At 65.8% G+C, this 17,364-nt stretch carries 10 protein-coding genes; 4 read left to right on the top strand and 6 right to left on the bottom strand.

What is annotated here, in order from left to right; translation table 11 throughout:
• Positions 1-18 precede the first annotated feature (18 nt).
• From WDO72_00435 to WDO72_00425, 3 genes are read left to right on the top strand one after another with little or no spacing between them, the layout of a single operon-like run.
• On the top strand, positions 19-2,019 hold the full coding sequence (locus WDO72_00435) for an NADPH-dependent 2,4-dienoyl-CoA reductase (protein MEJ0084122.1): 2,001 nt from the start codon (positions 19-21) through the stop codon (positions 2,017-2,019).
• A gap of 5 nt (positions 2,020-2,024) precedes the next feature.
• Entirely contained in the window at positions 2,025-2,816 is a 792-nt protein-coding gene (locus WDO72_00430; GenBank protein MEJ0084121.1) for a SprT family zinc-dependent metalloprotease, read from the top strand.
• On the top strand, positions 2,813-3,670 hold the full coding sequence (locus tag WDO72_00425) for a tryptophan 2,3-dioxygenase family protein (GenBank protein ID MEJ0084120.1): 858 nt from the start codon (positions 2,813-2,815) through the stop codon (positions 3,668-3,670). The genes WDO72_00430 and WDO72_00425 overlap by 4 nt, the downstream gene beginning before the upstream one ends.
• 120 nt (positions 3,671-3,790) lie before the next feature.
• Here WDO72_00425 and WDO72_00420 read toward each other — a convergent pair whose 3' ends face one another.
• From WDO72_00420 to WDO72_00405, 4 genes are all read right to left on the bottom strand, one after another.
• Positions 3,791-5,929, bottom strand: a complete 2,139-nt coding sequence (locus tag WDO72_00420) for a S8 family peptidase (GenBank protein ID MEJ0084119.1) — start codon at positions 5,927-5,929, stop codon at positions 3,791-3,793.
• A 153-nt stretch (positions 5,930-6,082) separates the two neighbouring features.
• The gene (locus WDO72_00415; GenBank protein MEJ0084118.1) at positions 6,083-7,780 is read right to left on the bottom strand and encodes a GGDEF domain-containing phosphodiesterase; all 1,698 of its coding nucleotides are present in this window, start codon (positions 7,778-7,780) and stop codon (positions 6,083-6,085) included.
• A gap of 11 nt (positions 7,781-7,791) precedes the next feature.
• Positions 7,792-11,076: a two-component regulator propeller domain-containing protein gene (locus tag WDO72_00410; protein MEJ0084117.1), complete on the bottom strand. Its 3,285-nt coding sequence runs from the start codon at positions 11,074-11,076 to the stop codon at positions 7,792-7,794.
• A 162-nt stretch (positions 11,077-11,238) separates the two neighbouring features.
• On the bottom strand, positions 11,239-11,883 hold the full coding sequence (locus WDO72_00405) for an HAD-IB family hydrolase (GenBank protein MEJ0084116.1): 645 nt from the start codon (positions 11,881-11,883) through the stop codon (positions 11,239-11,241).
• Positions 11,884-12,002: 119 nt separating this feature from the next.
• Here WDO72_00405 and creD point away from each other — a divergent pair, with 119 nt between their 5' ends.
• Positions 12,003-13,397 (top strand): cell envelope integrity protein CreD, encoded by a 1,395-nt coding sequence (gene creD / locus WDO72_00400; GenBank protein ID MEJ0084115.1) that lies wholly within the window; start codon positions 12,003-12,005, stop codon positions 13,395-13,397.
• Between the two features lie 70 nt (positions 13,398-13,467).
• Here creD and acnA read toward each other — a convergent pair whose 3' ends face one another.
• Complete coding sequence (gene acnA, locus WDO72_00395; protein MEJ0084114.1) at positions 13,468-16,152, bottom strand: aconitate hydratase AcnA; 2,685 nt, start codon at positions 16,150-16,152, stop codon at positions 13,468-13,470.
• Positions 16,153-16,229: 77 nt separating this feature from the next.
• Complete coding sequence (mnmA, locus tag WDO72_00390; protein ID MEJ0084113.1) at positions 16,230-17,318, bottom strand: tRNA 2-thiouridine(34) synthase MnmA; 1,089 nt, start codon at positions 17,316-17,318, stop codon at positions 16,230-16,232.
• Between the last annotated feature and the right edge of the window lie 46 nt (positions 17,319-17,364).

The following is a 17,364-nucleotide window of genomic DNA, read 5'->3' as shown; positions in this document are numbered from 1 at the left end:
CCGCTACACTCCGGTCCCATGAGATACGGGCGCTTGTTTGCGCCGCTCGACCTGGGCTTCACGCGTCTGGCCAATCGCATCGTCATGGGATCGATGCACACGGGTCTCGAAGACCGTGCGCGCGATTTTCCGAAACTGGCGGCTTATTTTGCCGCGCGCGCCCGCGGCGGCGCGGGGCTGTTGGTGAGCGGTGGCATCGCGCCGAACCGTGCCGGCTGGACCAAACCCTTCGCGGGCAAACTCTCAGACAAGCGTGAAGTCGCGCGGCACCGCCTCGTGACGGAAGCCGTGCACAACGAGGGCGGCAAGATCTGCATGCAGATCCTGCACACGGGCCGCTACGGCTACCATCCGTTTCCCGTCGCGCCCAGCGCGCTGCGTGCGCCGATCAATCGCTTCAAGCCGCGCGAGTTGTCCGCGGACGGTGTGTACGACCAGATCGACGACTTCGTCACCTGCGCGAGCCTCGCGCAGGAGGCCGGCTACGACGGCGTCGAGATCATGGGATCCGAAGGCTACTTCATCAACGAGTTCCTCGCGCCGCGCACCAACACGCGCACGGACGAGTGGGGCGGCAGCCTCGAGAACCGCGCGCGCCTCGCGCTCGAAGTGGTTAGGCAGACACGCGCCGCCGTCGGCCGCGACTTCATCATCATCTTCCGGCTGTCGGGCCTCGACCTGGTCGAAGGCGGCTGCACCGGCGCCGAAGTCGAGTGGGTGGCGTCGCAGATGGAAGCCGCGGGCGCCAGCATGCTCAACACCGGCATCGGCTGGCACGAGGCGCGCGTGCCGACCATCGCGGGCGTCGTGCCGCGCGGCGCATTCGGCTGGGTGTCGGCGCGCATCAAAGCCGCGACGCGCCTGCCGGTGATCGCGACGAATCGCTTCAATGCCCCGGACGGCGCCGAGGCGCTGCTGGCGAGCGGCGCGGCGGACCTGGTTTCCATGGCGCGGCCGTTGCTCGCAGACCCGGAACTTCCGCGCAAGGCCGCGGAGGGCCGCGAAGACGAGATCAACACCTGCATCGCCTGCAACCAGGGATGCCTCGACAAGGTGTTCGAAGGCGCGCGCGCCACCTGCCTGGTGAATCCGCAGGCGGCGTACGAAACCGAGCTGTTGATCACGCAGACGAGCCAGGCGAAGCGCATCGCCGTGGTCGGTGCGGGTCCGGCGGGTCTCGCCTGCGCGACGACGCTGGCGCAACGCGGTCATCGCGTCACGCTGTTCGAACGCGCTGCCGAGATCGGCGGCCAGTTCCGTTATGCGCGCGAGGTTCCGGGCAAGGAGGATTTTCACGACACGCTGCGTTATTTCGCGCGCCGCATCGAGCTGACACACGTGCGGCTCGAGCTGAACGCCGTCGCCGATGCGGCCACGCTGGCGCAAGACAATTTCGACGAGATCGTCGTATCGAGCGGCGTCTCGGCGCGGATGCCCGCGATCGACGGCATCGATCATCCCAAGGTCATCTCCTATCCCGACCTGTTGTCGGGCGCGCGTGTGGCGGGAGAGAAGGTGGCCATCATCGGCGCGGGTGGTATCGGCTTCGACGTCGCCACCTTCCTCACGCATCGCCCCGAGGACGACTACTTCGCCGAGTGGGGTATCGATCGCACCTTGACGGCGCGCGGCGGCCTCGTACCCCGCCAGCCGGTGCGCGCGCCGCGCCTGGTCTATCTACTGCAGCGCAAGGAAACGAAGCTGGGGCTGACACTGGGCAAGACCACCGGCTGGATCCACCGCTCGGCGCTCAAGGCGCGCGGCGTGATCATGCGCAACGGCGTGAGTTACCGGCGCATCGACGATGCGGGGCTGCACATCGCGACGGAGAAGGGGCCGGAATTGCTCGCGGTCGATCACGTGGTCATCTGCGCCGGGCAGGATCCGGTGAATCATCTGGCGGCCGAGCTGGCAGCGGCCGGCCGCAAGGCACACGTGATCGGCGGCGCGCTGCTGGCGGCGGAGCTCGATGCCGAGCGCGCGATTCGCGAAGGCGTTACGCTCGCGGCCAGATTATGAGTGGCGTGAACGACCGGGAGAGAAAAGGGGACAGTCCCCAATTCGAGCTGGCTTTTCCGGACGGTGATGACGGCGGACAAACCGCGGGCAGTCCGCTCATCCCCCTGATCCGCGCCAGCGCGCGTGCGCGCCGGTTGTCGCTGCGCGTGTATCCCGATGCTCGTGTCGAAGTCGTGGTGCCGCCACGTGCGCGGCCGCGCGACGTGCAGGAATTCATTTCGGCGCACCGGGAATGGATCGACGCCAAACGTACGCAGGCATTGCGCAACCGGCCGGCGCCGCAGGTGTTTCCGCCGCCGGCCATCGAATTCGTGGCGACCGGCGAAACCTGGCGGTTACAGGTCGCGGGAGGCAGCGGAGCGCTGCGGGTGGTCGAACGCGGCGACGCGTCGGGGCGCGTTTTGAGCGTCACGGGGGCGGGCACGCCGAGCGCCATGCGCAAGGCGATGCGGGCCTGGTTGCTGCGCGCGGCGCGGCCCCGATTGACGCCGCGCGTGGCAGCGCTGTCGGCCACCACCGGCATTCCGTACGCCCACGTGTCGATCCGCCGGCAGCGTTCGCGCTGGGGCAGCTGTTCGGTGCGCGGTACCATCAGCCTCAACGCCTGCCTGTTGTTCCAGCGGCCGGCCGTGGTGGACTATCTGGTGGTGCACGAACTCACCCACGTCAGGCACATGAACCATTCGGCGCGCTTCTGGCAGGCGGTGGAAGGTAATTGCGCGGACTGGCGCGCGCTCGACGGCGAACTGGTGCAAGGTTGGCGCCACGTGCCACGCTGGGTGTTTTCCGATACATGACGAACGAAGACAAAGAAATTCCGCACCGTGTGGATCTCAAGACCGAGGGCGTCCATTGGGACCTCGGCACGTCGCAGTCCTATGGCGAATACCTGCAGCTCGACAAGCTGCTCGACGCGCAGAAACCGAATTCCATCGAGCAGGACGAGATGTTGTTCATCGTCGTGCACCAGGTGTCGGAGCTGTGGATGCGGCTGTTCCTGCACGAATTGTCGCATGTGTTCGAATGCGTGCGGCGCGACAACCTCGATCCGTCGTTCAAGATGCTGGCGCGCATCTCGCGGCTGCAGGAGGAGTTGTTAGGGGCGTGGAGCGTGTTGTCGACCTTGACGCCGTTCGAGTATTCGTCGTTTCGCAATACGCTCGGGCGGTCCTCCGGATTCCAGTCGTTGCAGTACCGGGTGCTGGAATTTCAGCTCGGCAACAAGAACCGCGACGTGATCGCGGTCCACAAGCGCGACGCCGCCGGCTACGAAAAGCTGGAACGCGCGTTGAATGCGCCGTCCATCTACGACGAAGTGTTGCGCCTGCTGTCACGCCGCGGTTACGGCATTCCCGAGGAATTGATCGAACGCGATTTCTCCGAGCCTTACACGCCGTCGAAGGCGGTCACGGCGGCCTGGCTCGGCGTGTATCACAACGCGGAGAAGGACTGGGACCTGTACGAGATGGCCGAGCGGCTCGTCGATCTCGACCAGAAATTCCAGCTGTGGCGGTTTCATCATCTGAAAACCGTCGAACGCGTGATCGGCTACAAGCCGGGTACCGGCGGTACCGGCGGTGTTTCGTATCTGGCGAAGGCGCTGGAGCTCAAGTTCTTCCCGGAGCTGTGGCAGGTGCGCACGTCGATGTGAGTGGTGCCGGAAGTGGTGCCGCGGAAGTGGTGCCGGGGTGCAATTCTCGTAATTGAGTCGGCGTCACTACGTGCACGTACGCTTGATCAATTACGAGAATTGCACCCCGGCACCACTTGCTTACTCCGGAGCAACCCAGCTGTTCACGGACATCGAGGCCGCGGTTCCGACGCTCGTGCCGATCACGCTCGGATAGCCATCGGTCCACTTGATGTCGGCGCTGTAGTTTTGCGCCTGGCTCCAGAGGAAGCCTTGTGGCCACAGGTATCCCTGCGGCCACAGATAGCCCTGGCTCCACAGGTACCCCTGGTCCCACAGATAACCCTGGTCCCAGAGAAAGCCGTTGGGGCTCGTCACCTTGAATGTGCCATCCGCGGTCTGCGTGACGCGGCCCTTGAAATGTTGCGCGCCGCTCAGGTCCGCGTCGATATTCAAACCGACGTTGGCGCAATGATTGTTCGTGCCGTAGACGGCAGCCCTGGCGTCGACGAGCCCCGTGCCCTGCTGCAGCACGCTGTAGGCGAGCGAACCGTTGAGTTTCACCGCCGGCCGGCCGCTCGCGATGATGCGGCACTTCACCTGATCGGGAGTGAGCCCCGGATTCTGCGCGATCACGAGCGCGGCAACCCCCGACACGGCAGCGGCCGCCTGCGACGTGCCGGACATGGTGAAGAAATCCGCGCTGTTCATATAAGTCGGATGGTCGACGGCGATCTTCATGTAGGTCGCCATGAAGCCCCACACATGGCCACCCGGTGCAACGAGGTCGGGTTTCACGAAGCCCTCGTAGGTAGGCCCCGTCGAGGAAAAGGAGGCGAGACGATCGTCCCGCGCCGAATCGGTGTAGCTGTCGGTCATCGCGCCGACCGTGATGACGTAGGGGACATTTCCCGGTACGCCCACGGTCTGCGGCAGCGGTCCGCTATTGCCCGCTGACACGACTACGACAATGCCGGATTGCCACGCGCGCATCACGGCTTTATTAAGCGGATCGTCCCAATAGCGCGAACGCGCCGGGGCCCCTAGCGATAAATTCAGTACCTTGATCCCGAAAGAATTCTTGTTGGTGATCACCCAGTCGATGCCGCGGATCACCGTGGCGTAGGTGCTGGTGCCGTCCTCGCCGAACGCCTTCACCGAAACGATGCGCGCATCCGGCGCGACACCGAAGTAACGGTTGGCGCCGTCCCTGCGGCTGCTGGCGATGAGGCTGGTGACGTGGGTGCCGTGACCGGTGGTATCGGTCGAGATCGAGGACCACGAAGTGTCGAGCACGCCGCGGATCGCGTCGTACTGCGCGGCGACGCGCGGGTTGCCGGCCGAATCGCGGTCGAGCGAATCGAGTTTCCAGTAGCCGGTGTCGATGATCGCGACGCCCACATCCCGGCCGCGCAGCCCCGCGTTGTGCAGGTCGCGCGCGTTCACATCGACGGGTTCAGGATCGCCCGCGTCGAACGTGGTGGTGTAGGCGATTTCCACATCGTCGATGCTCACGTAGTCGGAGCCGAACGCGCCGTTCATCGATGCGGCGAAACGCACCGCGGTATTGCGGCCGCGAAACGCGGTGATGTTGTAGCTGTGGCTGATGAATGCGGAGTCGCTGGCGGGGCCTGCGAAGCGGCCGACCTCCGTCCAGCTCGCGCCGCCATTGCCGCTCGCCTGCACGGAAACGTATTCGCCGGCCCGGAGGCCGAAACGCGCGCTCTTGAGTTTGAGCGTCACGGCAGGCGAGCTCGACGGCGTCGCCGCGCGGCGGTAGATGGACGCACTCCCCGAGAGAATGAGCCGTTTGCCGTTCTTGTCCGTCCAGCCGATCGAAATCCTGCCGTCGTAAGGAGAGTTGTTGTCGTTCTGCTCGACCCAGTCGCCGTACCAGCGATGCGTGCCGTCGTTGTTGGCCAGCGAGCTGGTTTCGAAGTTGTCGCGTACCCCCGCCGCGGCCTGCGTCGTGACGACGTCGTTGGTGGTGATCTGCTTGATACCCTCCGCTTTGAGCACCGTTGCGTGTTCGGCGTCCGAGAGGCTGGCTTCCACCGCATCGATGACGCCGAGGCGCGAAACGACTTCGCCTCCAGCGGCCACGACGGCCTGCGCCGCAGTGTCGGTGTCGACGGCTTCGACGATGTAGCTGTGCTTCGCGCTGGCGGGGTTTGCGCCCGCCGCCGGAGTGCTGGAAGGCGCCGCGGAGCACGACACCAGCAACACCAGGGGAACCGCTCCCAGGACTCGAGCGGCTGTCTTGCGAACACCTGCCATCATCGGAACATCGCCTCGTAAGTGGACCCGGCGCGCTGTCGCGAACGCCGGTCATTAGAGGCGGGAAGGGCAATTTCCGAGCGTGCGTGCGTGACGCCGCCGGCGGGCAAAGTGTGACCCGCCTCCGATAAGGGCCGGTTAAATCCGCGCTTTAAGTCAGCGCGCGGCCGCGCGTGTGACAGAACCCGGCGCATCCTTCGCGCCCGGCAATATTCTGTCCAACAAGCTCGCGAGCGGCGTCGCGGCGCAGAACAGGTGCCCCTGACCTTCGTGGCACTGCTCGGCGACCAGGAATTGCGCCTGCGCTTCCGTCTCGATGCCTTCGGCGACGACGCGCAGACCGAAGGCGAGGCCTAGTGCGATCGCCGCGCGGCACACCGCACGCGCCTCGTGATCGTGGCCGACCTCCTCGACGAACGAGCGGTCGATCATGATGCCGTCGAGTGGCGAATTGCGCAGCTTGCCGAGCGACACGTAGCCGGTGCCGAAATCGTCGATCAACACGCGCACGCCCTGGCCGCGCAACTGGTGCAGCGCCGCCAAGCCATTGCGGCCGGTCGACAACATCTGTTCGGTGATCTCGAGATCGAGCTGCGCGGGTTCGATGCCGGCTTCCCTGGCGGAATTGGCGACGTCCTCGGCGAGGCTCTCGGCGGACAGGTACTGACGGCCGACGTTCACCGACAGGCGCAGCTTCGGGAAGCCGCGCTCGGAAAGTGTAGCGAGATCGCGGCAGGCGCGGCGCAGCACCCAGCGGCCGAGCTGCACCGAAAGACCGGAGAGCTCGGCGATCGGCAGGAATTCGGAGGTGGGCACCATGCCTCGTATCTTGTGCGGCCAACGCAGGAAGGCTTCCACCGCGACGATCTCGCGGGTCGCGAGCAGATACCGCGGCTGATAGTGCAGCTCGAGTTCGTCCTTCTCGATCGCCCGCGTGAGTTCCTGGCTCCAGTCGAGGCGCGTGAGCGACGCCAGGCGCAACGTGTCCGAATAGAAGGTGATGGCGCGGTCCGCGCCGGCGCGGCGGCCCGAGTCGAGCGTGGTCAGTGCGCGTTCGATCAGTTCGATGGCCCGGTCGCCATCGGTGCCGGAGAGCGTGACACCCGCCTGGGGCGCGAGCTGGAACACCTGGCCGTCGATATAGACGGGGTGCTGCAAAGACTTGATGATGGTTTCCACGGCGACATCGGCGTCCGCGCGCGAGCGGATGTCGCTGAGCACCACGCCGATCACGTCATCCGAGATACGCGCCACGCGCGGCAGGCTCGAACGCGCTTCGGGCAGGTTTTCCGCGATCACCCTCACGGCGGATTCGAGCAGCCGATTGGCCAGCGCGGAGTCGAACACATGTTGATAGGTCGCGTAGCCGCCGATGTGAATCAGCACGACGCCGACGGTGTCTTCGCGCAACGCGGCCATGTCGAGCGCCATGCGCAGCGATTTTTCCAAGCCGTCGCGGTGCGCAAGCATGACGCCTGCGGTTTCGCCACCGGCACTGCCATCGGCACTGGGATAGAGGCCCGAGTCATTCGAGGAGACCCCGGCGCCGAGGTCGCGGCAGACGACCAGCGCGCGGTCGAAGCCCTGCACCTGGAAGCGCATCTCGAGCGCGAGCTCGCCTTCCTGGTAGCGCTGCTGCGCGGGCTTGCGCGTCTTGAGGATGCGGCGCACGGTCTGCAACAGGTGGCTGGCGATGGATTCGGGGAACAGGTCGGCGACGTTGCGCCCCGGGATTTCATCTTCCGGCGCATGCAGCCCGCGCACCGCGTTGCCGCCGACGCAGGAAAGGATGACGCCGTCGCGGCGCACGATGAGCGCGAGGTCGGGAAGAGATCGTGCGATGTCGCTGTCCATGCCTGCCTCGGTCAACGCACTTCGCGCAGGACGCGCAGCGCATTGACGGTGTCGTCGCTGCCGCGCGTCGATGATTGTTCGATGATCGCGCCACTGGCGATCAAGCCGTCCACGTTCGATTCCACCGCCGCTATGACTGAGTGCAGTCCGGCCGACTGCAGCCCGGCGATCAACTCGGTGCCGAACCAGCCGCGCCAGGCATTGCGGCCGCGCTTGGCGCGATACAGGGCGAGGTCGGCGATCTTGATCGCATGCTCCCAGCTGACCGCGTCGGGTTTGCCGGGCACGAAGGGCAGGCAGGTGAAGCCGATCGAGCAGCTGGTGCGTACCACGGCGCCGCGCGGCAACACGCATTTCAGCTTGGCGATCCGTTCGCGCACGCGTTCGGCCAGCATGGTGGTTTGTTCGACGTGCTGCGCCTGCGCGACGATCACGAATTCATCGCCGCCCCAGCGCACCAGGATGTCCTCGGGACGGATGGCCTGGCGCAGCGTCTTCGCGATCTCCACGATCACTTCGTCGCCGGCGGCGTGACCGTACTGGTCGTTGATGGGTTTGAGCGCATCGAGATCGATGATCATGATGGCGAGGCCGTGATCCACGCGTTTTTCCTTGAGCAGGCGCGGGAACTGCTCCATCAGGTAGCGGCGGTTGCCAAGCCCGGTGAGTGTGTCGGTGGAACTCGCCATCTCGAGTTTGCGGTTGGCTTCTTCGAGCTCGCGATTGCGTTCGGCCAATTCGTAGGTGCGATCACTGACCTGCTGCTCGAGCTCCAGGCGCTGGTCGGCCGCACCTGCGATGCGGCGCTGTTGTCCATACCACACGGCCAGCAACAGCAGCGCGGCGATGGCCGTATAACCCGCGTATGCCCACAGCGATGCCCAGGGTGATGGCGACACGTCGATCGGCAGCGCGAGGTCCTCGGTGCTCCACACGCCGTCGCTGTTGCTGGCGCGCACGCGGAACACGTACTTGCCGCCGGGCAGGTTGGTATAGGTGGCGGCACGCCGTTCGTCGGCGTGTACCCAGTCGTCGTCGAAGCCATCGAGCTTGTATTCGTAGCGGTTCGCCTTCGGGTCGGCGTAGTCGAGCGCCGCGAACTTGAGCGTGACGACGTCTTCCTTGTGACCCAGCGTCAGCCGCCCGATGCGCTCCTCGGGAATGCCGGCGACGCCGGGGGCATTGAGCTTGAGGAGCTGGGTCAATACGACGCGAGGCGGGCGCTCGTTGAACTCGAGCACTTCCGGGTAGAAGGCGTTGAAGCCGGCCGCACCGCCGAAGAACAGCTTGCCGCTGCGATCGCGGTAGTGCGCGCCGAAGTTGAATTCCTCGCCTTGCAGGCCGTGCAGCCGGTGAAAACGCTGGATCGCGCCGCTGCGCGGATCGAGGCGCGCCAGGCCGAAGTTGGTGCTGATCCAGATGTTGCCGGTGCCGTCGGCCCGCAACCCGTAGACGGTGTTGTTAGGCAGCCCCTGCGATTCGGAGAAATTGACGAAACGCAGGTCGGCCGGGCCTTCCGCCGGATCGAGCACGCGATCGAGGCCGCCGCCGCGCGTGCCGATCCAGACGTTGCCCGCGTCGTCGACCAGGATCGAATAGATGGAGTCGGCGCTCAGCGAGTCGAGTTGCCGGGCGTCGCGCTTGTAGTAGTAGAGCCGGCGGGTCTTGTGATCCCAGACATTGAGACCGCCGCCATCCGTGCCTATCCACACGTGACCGCTGCGATCGCGGGCCAGCGCCGTGATGCGGCCGTTCGACAGGTGCAAGCCATCCTCGGGGCCGGGCCGCAGGCTGTCGAAGCGGCGCGTGCGCGCATCGAAGCGCGAGATGCCGCCGCCGAATGTCCCCACCCACACCTGTCTGTCGACCTCGATCAGGCTCATGACGCCTGCAGCGGCGAGCGACGTGGGAACGCCGGGGTCGTGCTCAAACACTTCGGCCTTCAAGGTCTGCGCATCGAAACGATTGAGGCCGCCGCCCATCGTGCCGACCCAGACCTCGCCGCCGCTGCCTTCGAGCAAGGCCATGACGCGGTCATCACTCAGCGACGTGCGCGCGTTCGAGTGGCGCACCGGCGTCACCCGCGAGGTTTGGCGGTCGAGCAGGTTGATGCCGCTGCCGAACGTGCCGATCCACAGCCGGCCCAGCCTGTCTTCGGCGAACGAGGTGATGTTGCGGTCGGTGAATCCTTCGTCGGAGCTGGCGCGGAAGTGGCCGAACGACCAGGTGCGCGGATTCCACTTCGCGAGTCCGCCGGTCTTGGTGCCTATCCACAGGCTGCCACCGCGATCCTCGAACAGCGAGACGATGTAATCGTCGGGCAGCGACCTGAGCTCGGCGTCGTCGCGGTGGTAAGTCGCGAAGGTTTCCGTCGCTGAGTCGAACCAGGCGAGTCCTTCGATCAATCCGATCCACAGGCGTCCCTGGCTGTCGAAGAGTAATGCCTGCACGCGGTTGCCTGGCAGGCCGGTCGGGCTGGTCCGGTTCTCGCGAAATACGCGCCAGCGCTCACCGCGCGGGTCGTAACGGCCGAGGCCCGCATCGGTGCCGACCCAGACCATGCCATCGGGCGCTTCGGCCAACGCGCGCACCCGCAGCGGCTCACCCGGCGGGCTCAGTTCGGGCGGCAGCCTGAGTCGGGTGACATCGAGATTCGCGGCTGAGGAACGATCGAGTCCGCTCGCGGTTCCGATCAGCGTGTCGCCGCTGCGCAGATGCAGGATGGTGTGCACCGCATCGTCGGACAACGATTGCGACTCGGTGAGCGAATGCCGCAGGCGCTCGAGCGCGCCGCTGCGCGGATCGTAGATGGCGACGCCGGCGTCGCGCGACGCGATCCACAGCCGCCCGAACCGGTCGCGCGCCAGCATGCGTACGCGCTGCAGATCGGGTGCGTCGCGCAGCAGCGCGGGCTGCTCGAGTTGGCCGGTCTGCGCGTTGCGGAACACGACGCCACCGCCGTCGGTTGAAATCCACAACCCGTCCTCGGTCGCGACCAGCGAAGAGACCCAGCCGTTGGGCAATGTGTGCGCGTCGCCGCGGTCATGACGCAACTGGCGGAATTCGTAACCGTCGAAGCGGTTGAGGCCGTCTTCGGTACCGAACCACATGAAGCCTTCGCTGTCCTGCACGATGGCATTGACGGCCTGCTGCGAGAGACCTTCTTCGAGGCTGTAACGCTGCACACTGAGCGGCGGCGTGGCGGCGGCGCTGACCGAAAAAATCGCGCCCAGCGTCGCGAACGCGAGGCGCGCGCGATCGGCAAAGGACCGGATTTTTCCCCGCGTTGTGGGCATTTGCAGGCGATACGGACGACTAAGGCCGTATCGTAGGTGGCGGGTGTCGCCGTCTATGTGACTGGCGTCCGATGCGGCGGCCGGAGGCGTGGCCTGCGAGGCACTACCCGTCGATAAGTGTGAATCGCATCACAGGCGCCGGGAAGCTGGAGGCGCTGGCGATCAGCGCCACTCGGCGGTCTGCACGCCGAGCGCGGCGGCCTCGCGGCGCGCGCCCGAGGAGCCATTCACGAGCAATCCATGCCGCACGATCTGCAGATGCGGAAGATCGGAATCGCTGTTGCCGTAGGCGAAGCTTTCCGAGTCGTCGCGCTGCGCCAGCAGCTCGCGTACGCAGCGCGCCTTTTCCTCGCCGCGCCGGTTCGCGGTAGTGAGAGTGCCGTCGAACGTCTCGCCTTCCCAGCGCACGCCCGTCGAAATCACCTGGTCGAAACCGAGCTGCCGCCCGAACTCCGGCACGTAGAAATCGACGCTGGCCGACATGAGCACGAGGAAATGACCGGCCTCGCGATGACGCCGGATTTTCGCCAGCGCGTCGCCGAAGCAGCGATGCGCGATGACGTCGCGCACGAATCGTTCCGACTCCCGTGCGAGGACGTCGCGCCGCATGCCACGCAGCGTCACGCGCAACAGGGATTGTTTGAGCGCGCCGCGATCGCGATCCAGCGCGAAGCGAATGGCGGCCGGCAATACACCCGGCAACCGCAGCAGGCGCAGCGGCTGGTGCACGAGCAGACGCAGCACCAGCGGGAGCAATGTGTCGCGGTGCGTGATGGTGCCGTCGAGGTCGAAGAAGGCGATGGTCATGAGGCGCGCGATGTTACAAGAGTTCGCGCTGCGCCACGATTCATCACAATTGCGGCGCAGGTCCTGCCACCTTGCAACGCCACACTCCCGGCAGTTTCAGCGTCGTCCGGGAGAAAACGATGTCGGTCCGATTCAGGTTTTTGCCGCCACTGCTCGCCAAGGTCCTGGTGATCGGTTTCCTCATGATCGTGTTGCTGCTGCCCATCGCCCAGGTCGAGAACCTGGTGGGGGAGCGGGTGGGAATGCGCCAGACGGCGGCGGCGCGCGTGGCGGAGTCGTGGGGTGGCGCGCAGACCACGGCCGCGGTGTTGCTGGCGATTCCGGTCGAGACCACGCGCAAGCTCATCGAGCAGACGGCGGCCGGGCGGGAGACCGAGCGTACGGAAGTGTTTCGCAACACTTTATATGTGTTGCCTGACACGTTGAACGTCATCGCCGATGCGCAGCCGAGTTACCGGCAGGTCGGGCTGTACCGGACGCCGGTGTACCTGGCGCACGTGCAGATCTCGGGGGAATTCGTGAACCGCGATTTCGCGTTCCTCTCGACTCAACCCCAGACGGCCGGTCAGGTGCGCGAGGTGAAGTGGGATGAGGCAAAGCTGCTCGTGCTCAACTCCGAATCGCGCGCGTTACGCGCGGTAGATGGGCTCATGGTCGCGGGCGAGAGCGCCCCGGTCGCGGCGGATGGTTATGCGGGCTCGGCGGGGATCTCGGTGCGCGTGCCGGCCGTCGCGTTGCGCGAGGCGGGTACCGTGCCCTTCAAGATGACGCTGACTCTCGCCGGCAGCAGCCAGCTCACGTTTCTGCCGCTGGCGCGCAAGGCGGACATCACCATGACGTCCAAGTGGCCGCATCCGAAGTTCGAAGGCGCGCCGGCGCCGCTCGATCCGGTGGTGACCGACGAGGGCTTCAGCGCACGCTGGTCGGTGCTCGAGATCAACCGCAGCTTCGGCCAGACGTGGTACGACAAGGCGGTCAGCCAGGACGAGGCGGTGGAGACGGCGTTCGCGCGCAGCGGCGTGGGCGTGACGTTCTACGAGCCGGTCGACGTGTACCAGCGCAACTACCGCGCGGTTCACTACGCCGTGCTGCTGATCGCGATCACGTTCCTGACGTTTTTCCTGTGGGAACACGTGAGCGGGCTCGCGATCCACGGCATGCAGTACCTGATGGTCGGCTTGGCGCTGGCGCTGTTCTATCTACTGCTGTTGGCGCTGTCGGAGCACCTGCAGTTCGACCTGGCGTACGGGGTGTCGGCCGGCGCGCTGGTCGCGTTGATAACTACCTATCTGAGCGGTGTCTTGCGAAGCAAGCGGCTCGCGCTCGGTGCCGGAGCGGGCCTCGCGACGTTGTACGCGATGCTCTACTGGATCCTGCGCTCCGAAGACTATTCGCTGCTGATGGGCGCGCTGCTGCTGTTCGGCGTCTTGACCATCCTGATGCTCGCGACCCGCCGCATCGACTGGTCGAAGGTGGGGAGGGAGAAGGTGCCGGGTGGGGAAAGTGGGGAATAGCGCGAGGTGGCGCGTGGTGCCAGGTGTAGGTGGGGCTATTCCCCACTTTCCCCACCCGGCACCTTCTCCCTCAGGCGGCCTTGCGTGCCAACTGACGCAGTACGTACTGCAGGATGCCACCGTGGCGGTAGTAGTCGCGTTCTTTCGGCGTATCGATGCGCACGCGCGCTTCGAAGGTGATCGGAGTGCCTTTGGGCGGGGTCGCCACGACCTGCACGGTCTTGGCTTCGGCGTTGTCGATGCCCGAGATCTCGAACACTTCGTTGCCGGTGAGGCCGAGCGAAAGCGCGCCCTTGCCGGCCGGGAACATCAGCGGCAACACGCCCATGCCGATGAGGTTGGAGCGGTGGATGCGCTCGAAGCTCTCGGCGATCACGGCGCGCACGCCCAACAACATGGTCCCCTTGGCGGCCCAGTCACGCGACGAGCCAGTGCCGTATTCCTTGCCGGCGAGGATGACCAGCGGCGTGCCTTCCTGCTTGTAACGCATCGCGGCATCGAAGATGGACATCTGCTCGCCCGTGGGCACGTGCACTGTGACGCCGCCCTCGGTGCCCGGCGCGAGCAGGTTGCGCAGGCGGATGTTCGCGAACGTGCCGCGCATCATCACTTCATGGTTGCCGCGGCGCGCGCCGTAGGAATTGAAATCGATGGGCTGCACACCCTGCGACACCAGGTACTTGGCGGCCGGACTGGTCTTCGCGATGTCGCCCGCCGGCGAGATGTGGTCGGTCGTGACCGAGTCGCCTAACAAGGCGAGCACGCGGGCGCCGGCCACGTCCGTGACCGCGCGCGGCGTCATCGTCATGCCTTCGAAATACGGCGGATTGCGCACGTAGGTGGATTTTTCCTCCCACGCGTAGATCTTGCCCGCCGGCACCTTGATCGACGACCAGTTGGCGTCGCCGGTGAACACGTTGGCGTAGCTCTTGCGGAACATGTCCGAATTGATCGTGGCTCTCACCACGTCGGCGACTTCCTTGTCAGAGGGCCAGATGTTGGCGAGCAGCACGGGCTTGCCATCCGGACCCAGGCCGAGCACGTCGCTCTGCAGATCGACATCGAGCGTGCCGGCCAGCGCGTACGCCACCACCAGCGGCGGCGAGGCAAGGAAATTCATCTTGATCTCGGGATGCACGCGGCCTTCGAAATTGCGGTTTCCCGAGAGCACGGAGGTGGCGACGATGTCGCCGGCCTTGATGCCCGCGGAAATCTCCGGCTTCAGCGGACCCGAGTTGCCGATGCAGGTGGTGCAGCCGTAACCCACCACGTTGAAGCCCACGGCTTCGAGCGGGGCTAACAACCCGGCCTTCACCAGGTAATCGGTGACCACGCGCGAACCCGGCGCGAGGCTGGTCTTCACCCACGGCTTGGACTTCAGGCCGAGCTTCGCCGCATTACGCGCGAGCAGTCCCGCCGCCACCAGTACGTACGGATTCGACGTGTTGGTGCAGCTGGTGATGGCGGCGATGGTCACCGCGCCGTCACGGATTTCTATCTTCTGGCCGTCGAGCAGGATCTCCGCACTGCCGGTTGCGGTGGGATTCTTCTTGGTGCGCTCGTCGGCCATCACTTTGAGCGCCGCCTGGTACACCGGGCGCGCCTTCGACAGCGGCACGCGATCCTGCGGACGCTTCGGGCCCGCGAGGCTCGGTTCGACGGTCGCCAGATCGAGCTCGATCACGTCGGTGTAGTCGGCGGGTTTCGCGCCGTTGACGCGCCACATTCCCTGCGCCTTCGCGTACGCCTCGATCAGCGCGAGCTGCTCGGGCGGGCGGCCCGACAATTCGAGATAACGAATCGTCTCTTCGTCGATCGGGAAGATGCCGCAGGTGCTGCCGTATTCCGGCGCCATGTTGGCGATCGTGGCGCGATCGGCCAGCGGCAGGTTCGCCAGGCCGTCACCGAAATACTCGACGAATTTGTCCACCACGCCTTTCTTGCGCAGCATCTCGGTGACGGTGAGCACCAGGTCCGTGGCGGTGCAGCCGGGTTTCATCGCGCCCACCAGCTTGAAGCCGATGACCTGCGGAATGAGCATAGGGATCGGTTGGCCCAACATGGCCGCTTCGGCCTCGATGCCACCTACGCCCCAGCCCAGCACGCCGAGCCCGTTGATCATGGTGGTGTGCGAATCCGTGCCGACCACCGTGTCCGGATAGGCCTGCGTCTTGCCGTCGACTTCCTTCGGGAAGATGACGCGGCCGAGATACTCGAGATTGACCTGGTGCACGATGCCGGTGTTCGGCGGCACGACGCTGAAATTGCGGAATGCCGTCTGTCCCCAGCGCAGGAATGCGTAGCGCTCGCCGTTGCGTTCGAATTCGATCTTGTTGTTGGCCGCGAGTGCGCCGACGCTGCCGTAGTTGTCGACCTGCACGGAGTGGTCGATGACGAGTTCGGCGGGATTGATCGGGTTGATCTGCTGCGGATCGCCGCCGAGCTTCTGCACGGCTTCGCGCATGGCGGCGAGGTCGACGACGCAGGGCACGCCGGTGAAGTCCTGCATGATGACTCGCGCGGGCGTGAAGTCGATTTCGTAGGAGGGCGCCGCCTTGGCGTCCCAGGCCAGCACCGCGTCGATGTCCTCGCGCGTGACGTTCACACCGTCTTCGTAGCGCAGCAGGTTCTCGAGCAGAATCTTGAGGGAGTAGGGCAGCCGGGCGACCTTGTCGGCCGGCAACGAGGCGAAGCTCCAGTATTCGTAAGAGCGTGAACCGACGTTGAGCGTCGACGTGTTGGAACTACCGGTCATGAATCCTTCTCCTCGCGACTTCGACAGAAACTGGCGACGTGGGCTGCAAACAAGCGGCGCATTCTATCGCACTCGCACTACTGCGGCCTCGTCTGCTCGATCACGCCGCCGCCGAGGCAACGGTCCCCGTCGTACAGCACCGCGAACTGTCCGGGCGTGACCGCGCGCTGCGGCTGGGCGAAGCGCACGTCGAGTGCGCCATCCGTGCGCAAGGTGGCGTGGCAGTGCTGATCGACCTGCCGGTACCGGACCTTGATTTGAGAATCGAACTCGATTGCGCCGGGTTGCACCAGCCAGTTGCACGGGCCGGTGGTGAGCACGCGGCTGACGAGCAGCGGATGATCGTGACCCTGTACGGCGATCAACTCATTGCGTGCGAGATTCTTTTCGGCCACGTACCAGGCATCTTCGCGCGCGCCGGAGCGCCCGCCGATTTCGAGCCCGCCGCGCTGGCCGAGCGTGTAGAACGCGAGGCCCCGGTGCCGGCCGACGACCTCGCCCGTTTCCGTGACGATGTCGCCGGGCGAGGTGGGAATATAGCGCGCGAGGAATTCGCGGAACGGCCGCTCGCCGATGAAACAGATGCCGGTGCTGTCGGGTTTGTCGAACACGGGCAGGCCGGCCTCGCGCGCCAGCGCGCGCACCTCGGGTTTCGTCAGCTCGCCGAGTGGGAACATCACGCGGGCGAAATGTTCGGGTGATACCGCGTGCAGGAAATAGGACTGGTCCTTGTCGGCGTCGCGTGCTTTGAGGAGTACGGGGGTCGTGCCGCTGAGATCGAGTCGCGCGTAGTGGCCGGTGGCGAAGCGCCGCGCGCCGAGCCGCGCCGCGTAGTCGAGGCAGATGCCGAACTTGATCTCGCGATTGCAGAGCACGTCCGGGTTCGGAGTGCGCCCCGCGCGGTACTCGGTCAGGAAATATTCGAACACGCGCGCCCGGTATTGCTCGACGAAGCTCACGCGGTGCAGGGGGATGCCGAGCTCTGCGGCCGAGGCGCGCGCGTCCTGGAAATCCTGCGCGCCCGTGCAATAGGAGTCGTCGTCCTCCCAGTTGCTCATGTACAGCCCCTGCACGTCGTAGCCGGCGCGCCTGAGCAGCAACGCCGCGACGGCCGAATCGACGCCGCCCGACATGCCGACAATGATGGTTTCTGCGCGCGCGGACACGGCGCGGATTGTATGGTGCCGGGTGGGGAAAGTGGGGAGAGGACTC

This window comes from Pseudomonadota bacterium (genome assembly GCA_037200975.1).
Classification (GTDB): Bacteria; Pseudomonadota; Gammaproteobacteria; order Steroidobacterales; family Steroidobacteraceae; genus CADEED01.
Note: the sequence above shows the minus strand (reverse complement) of the source record. Positions and strands in the feature narration are given on the sequence as shown.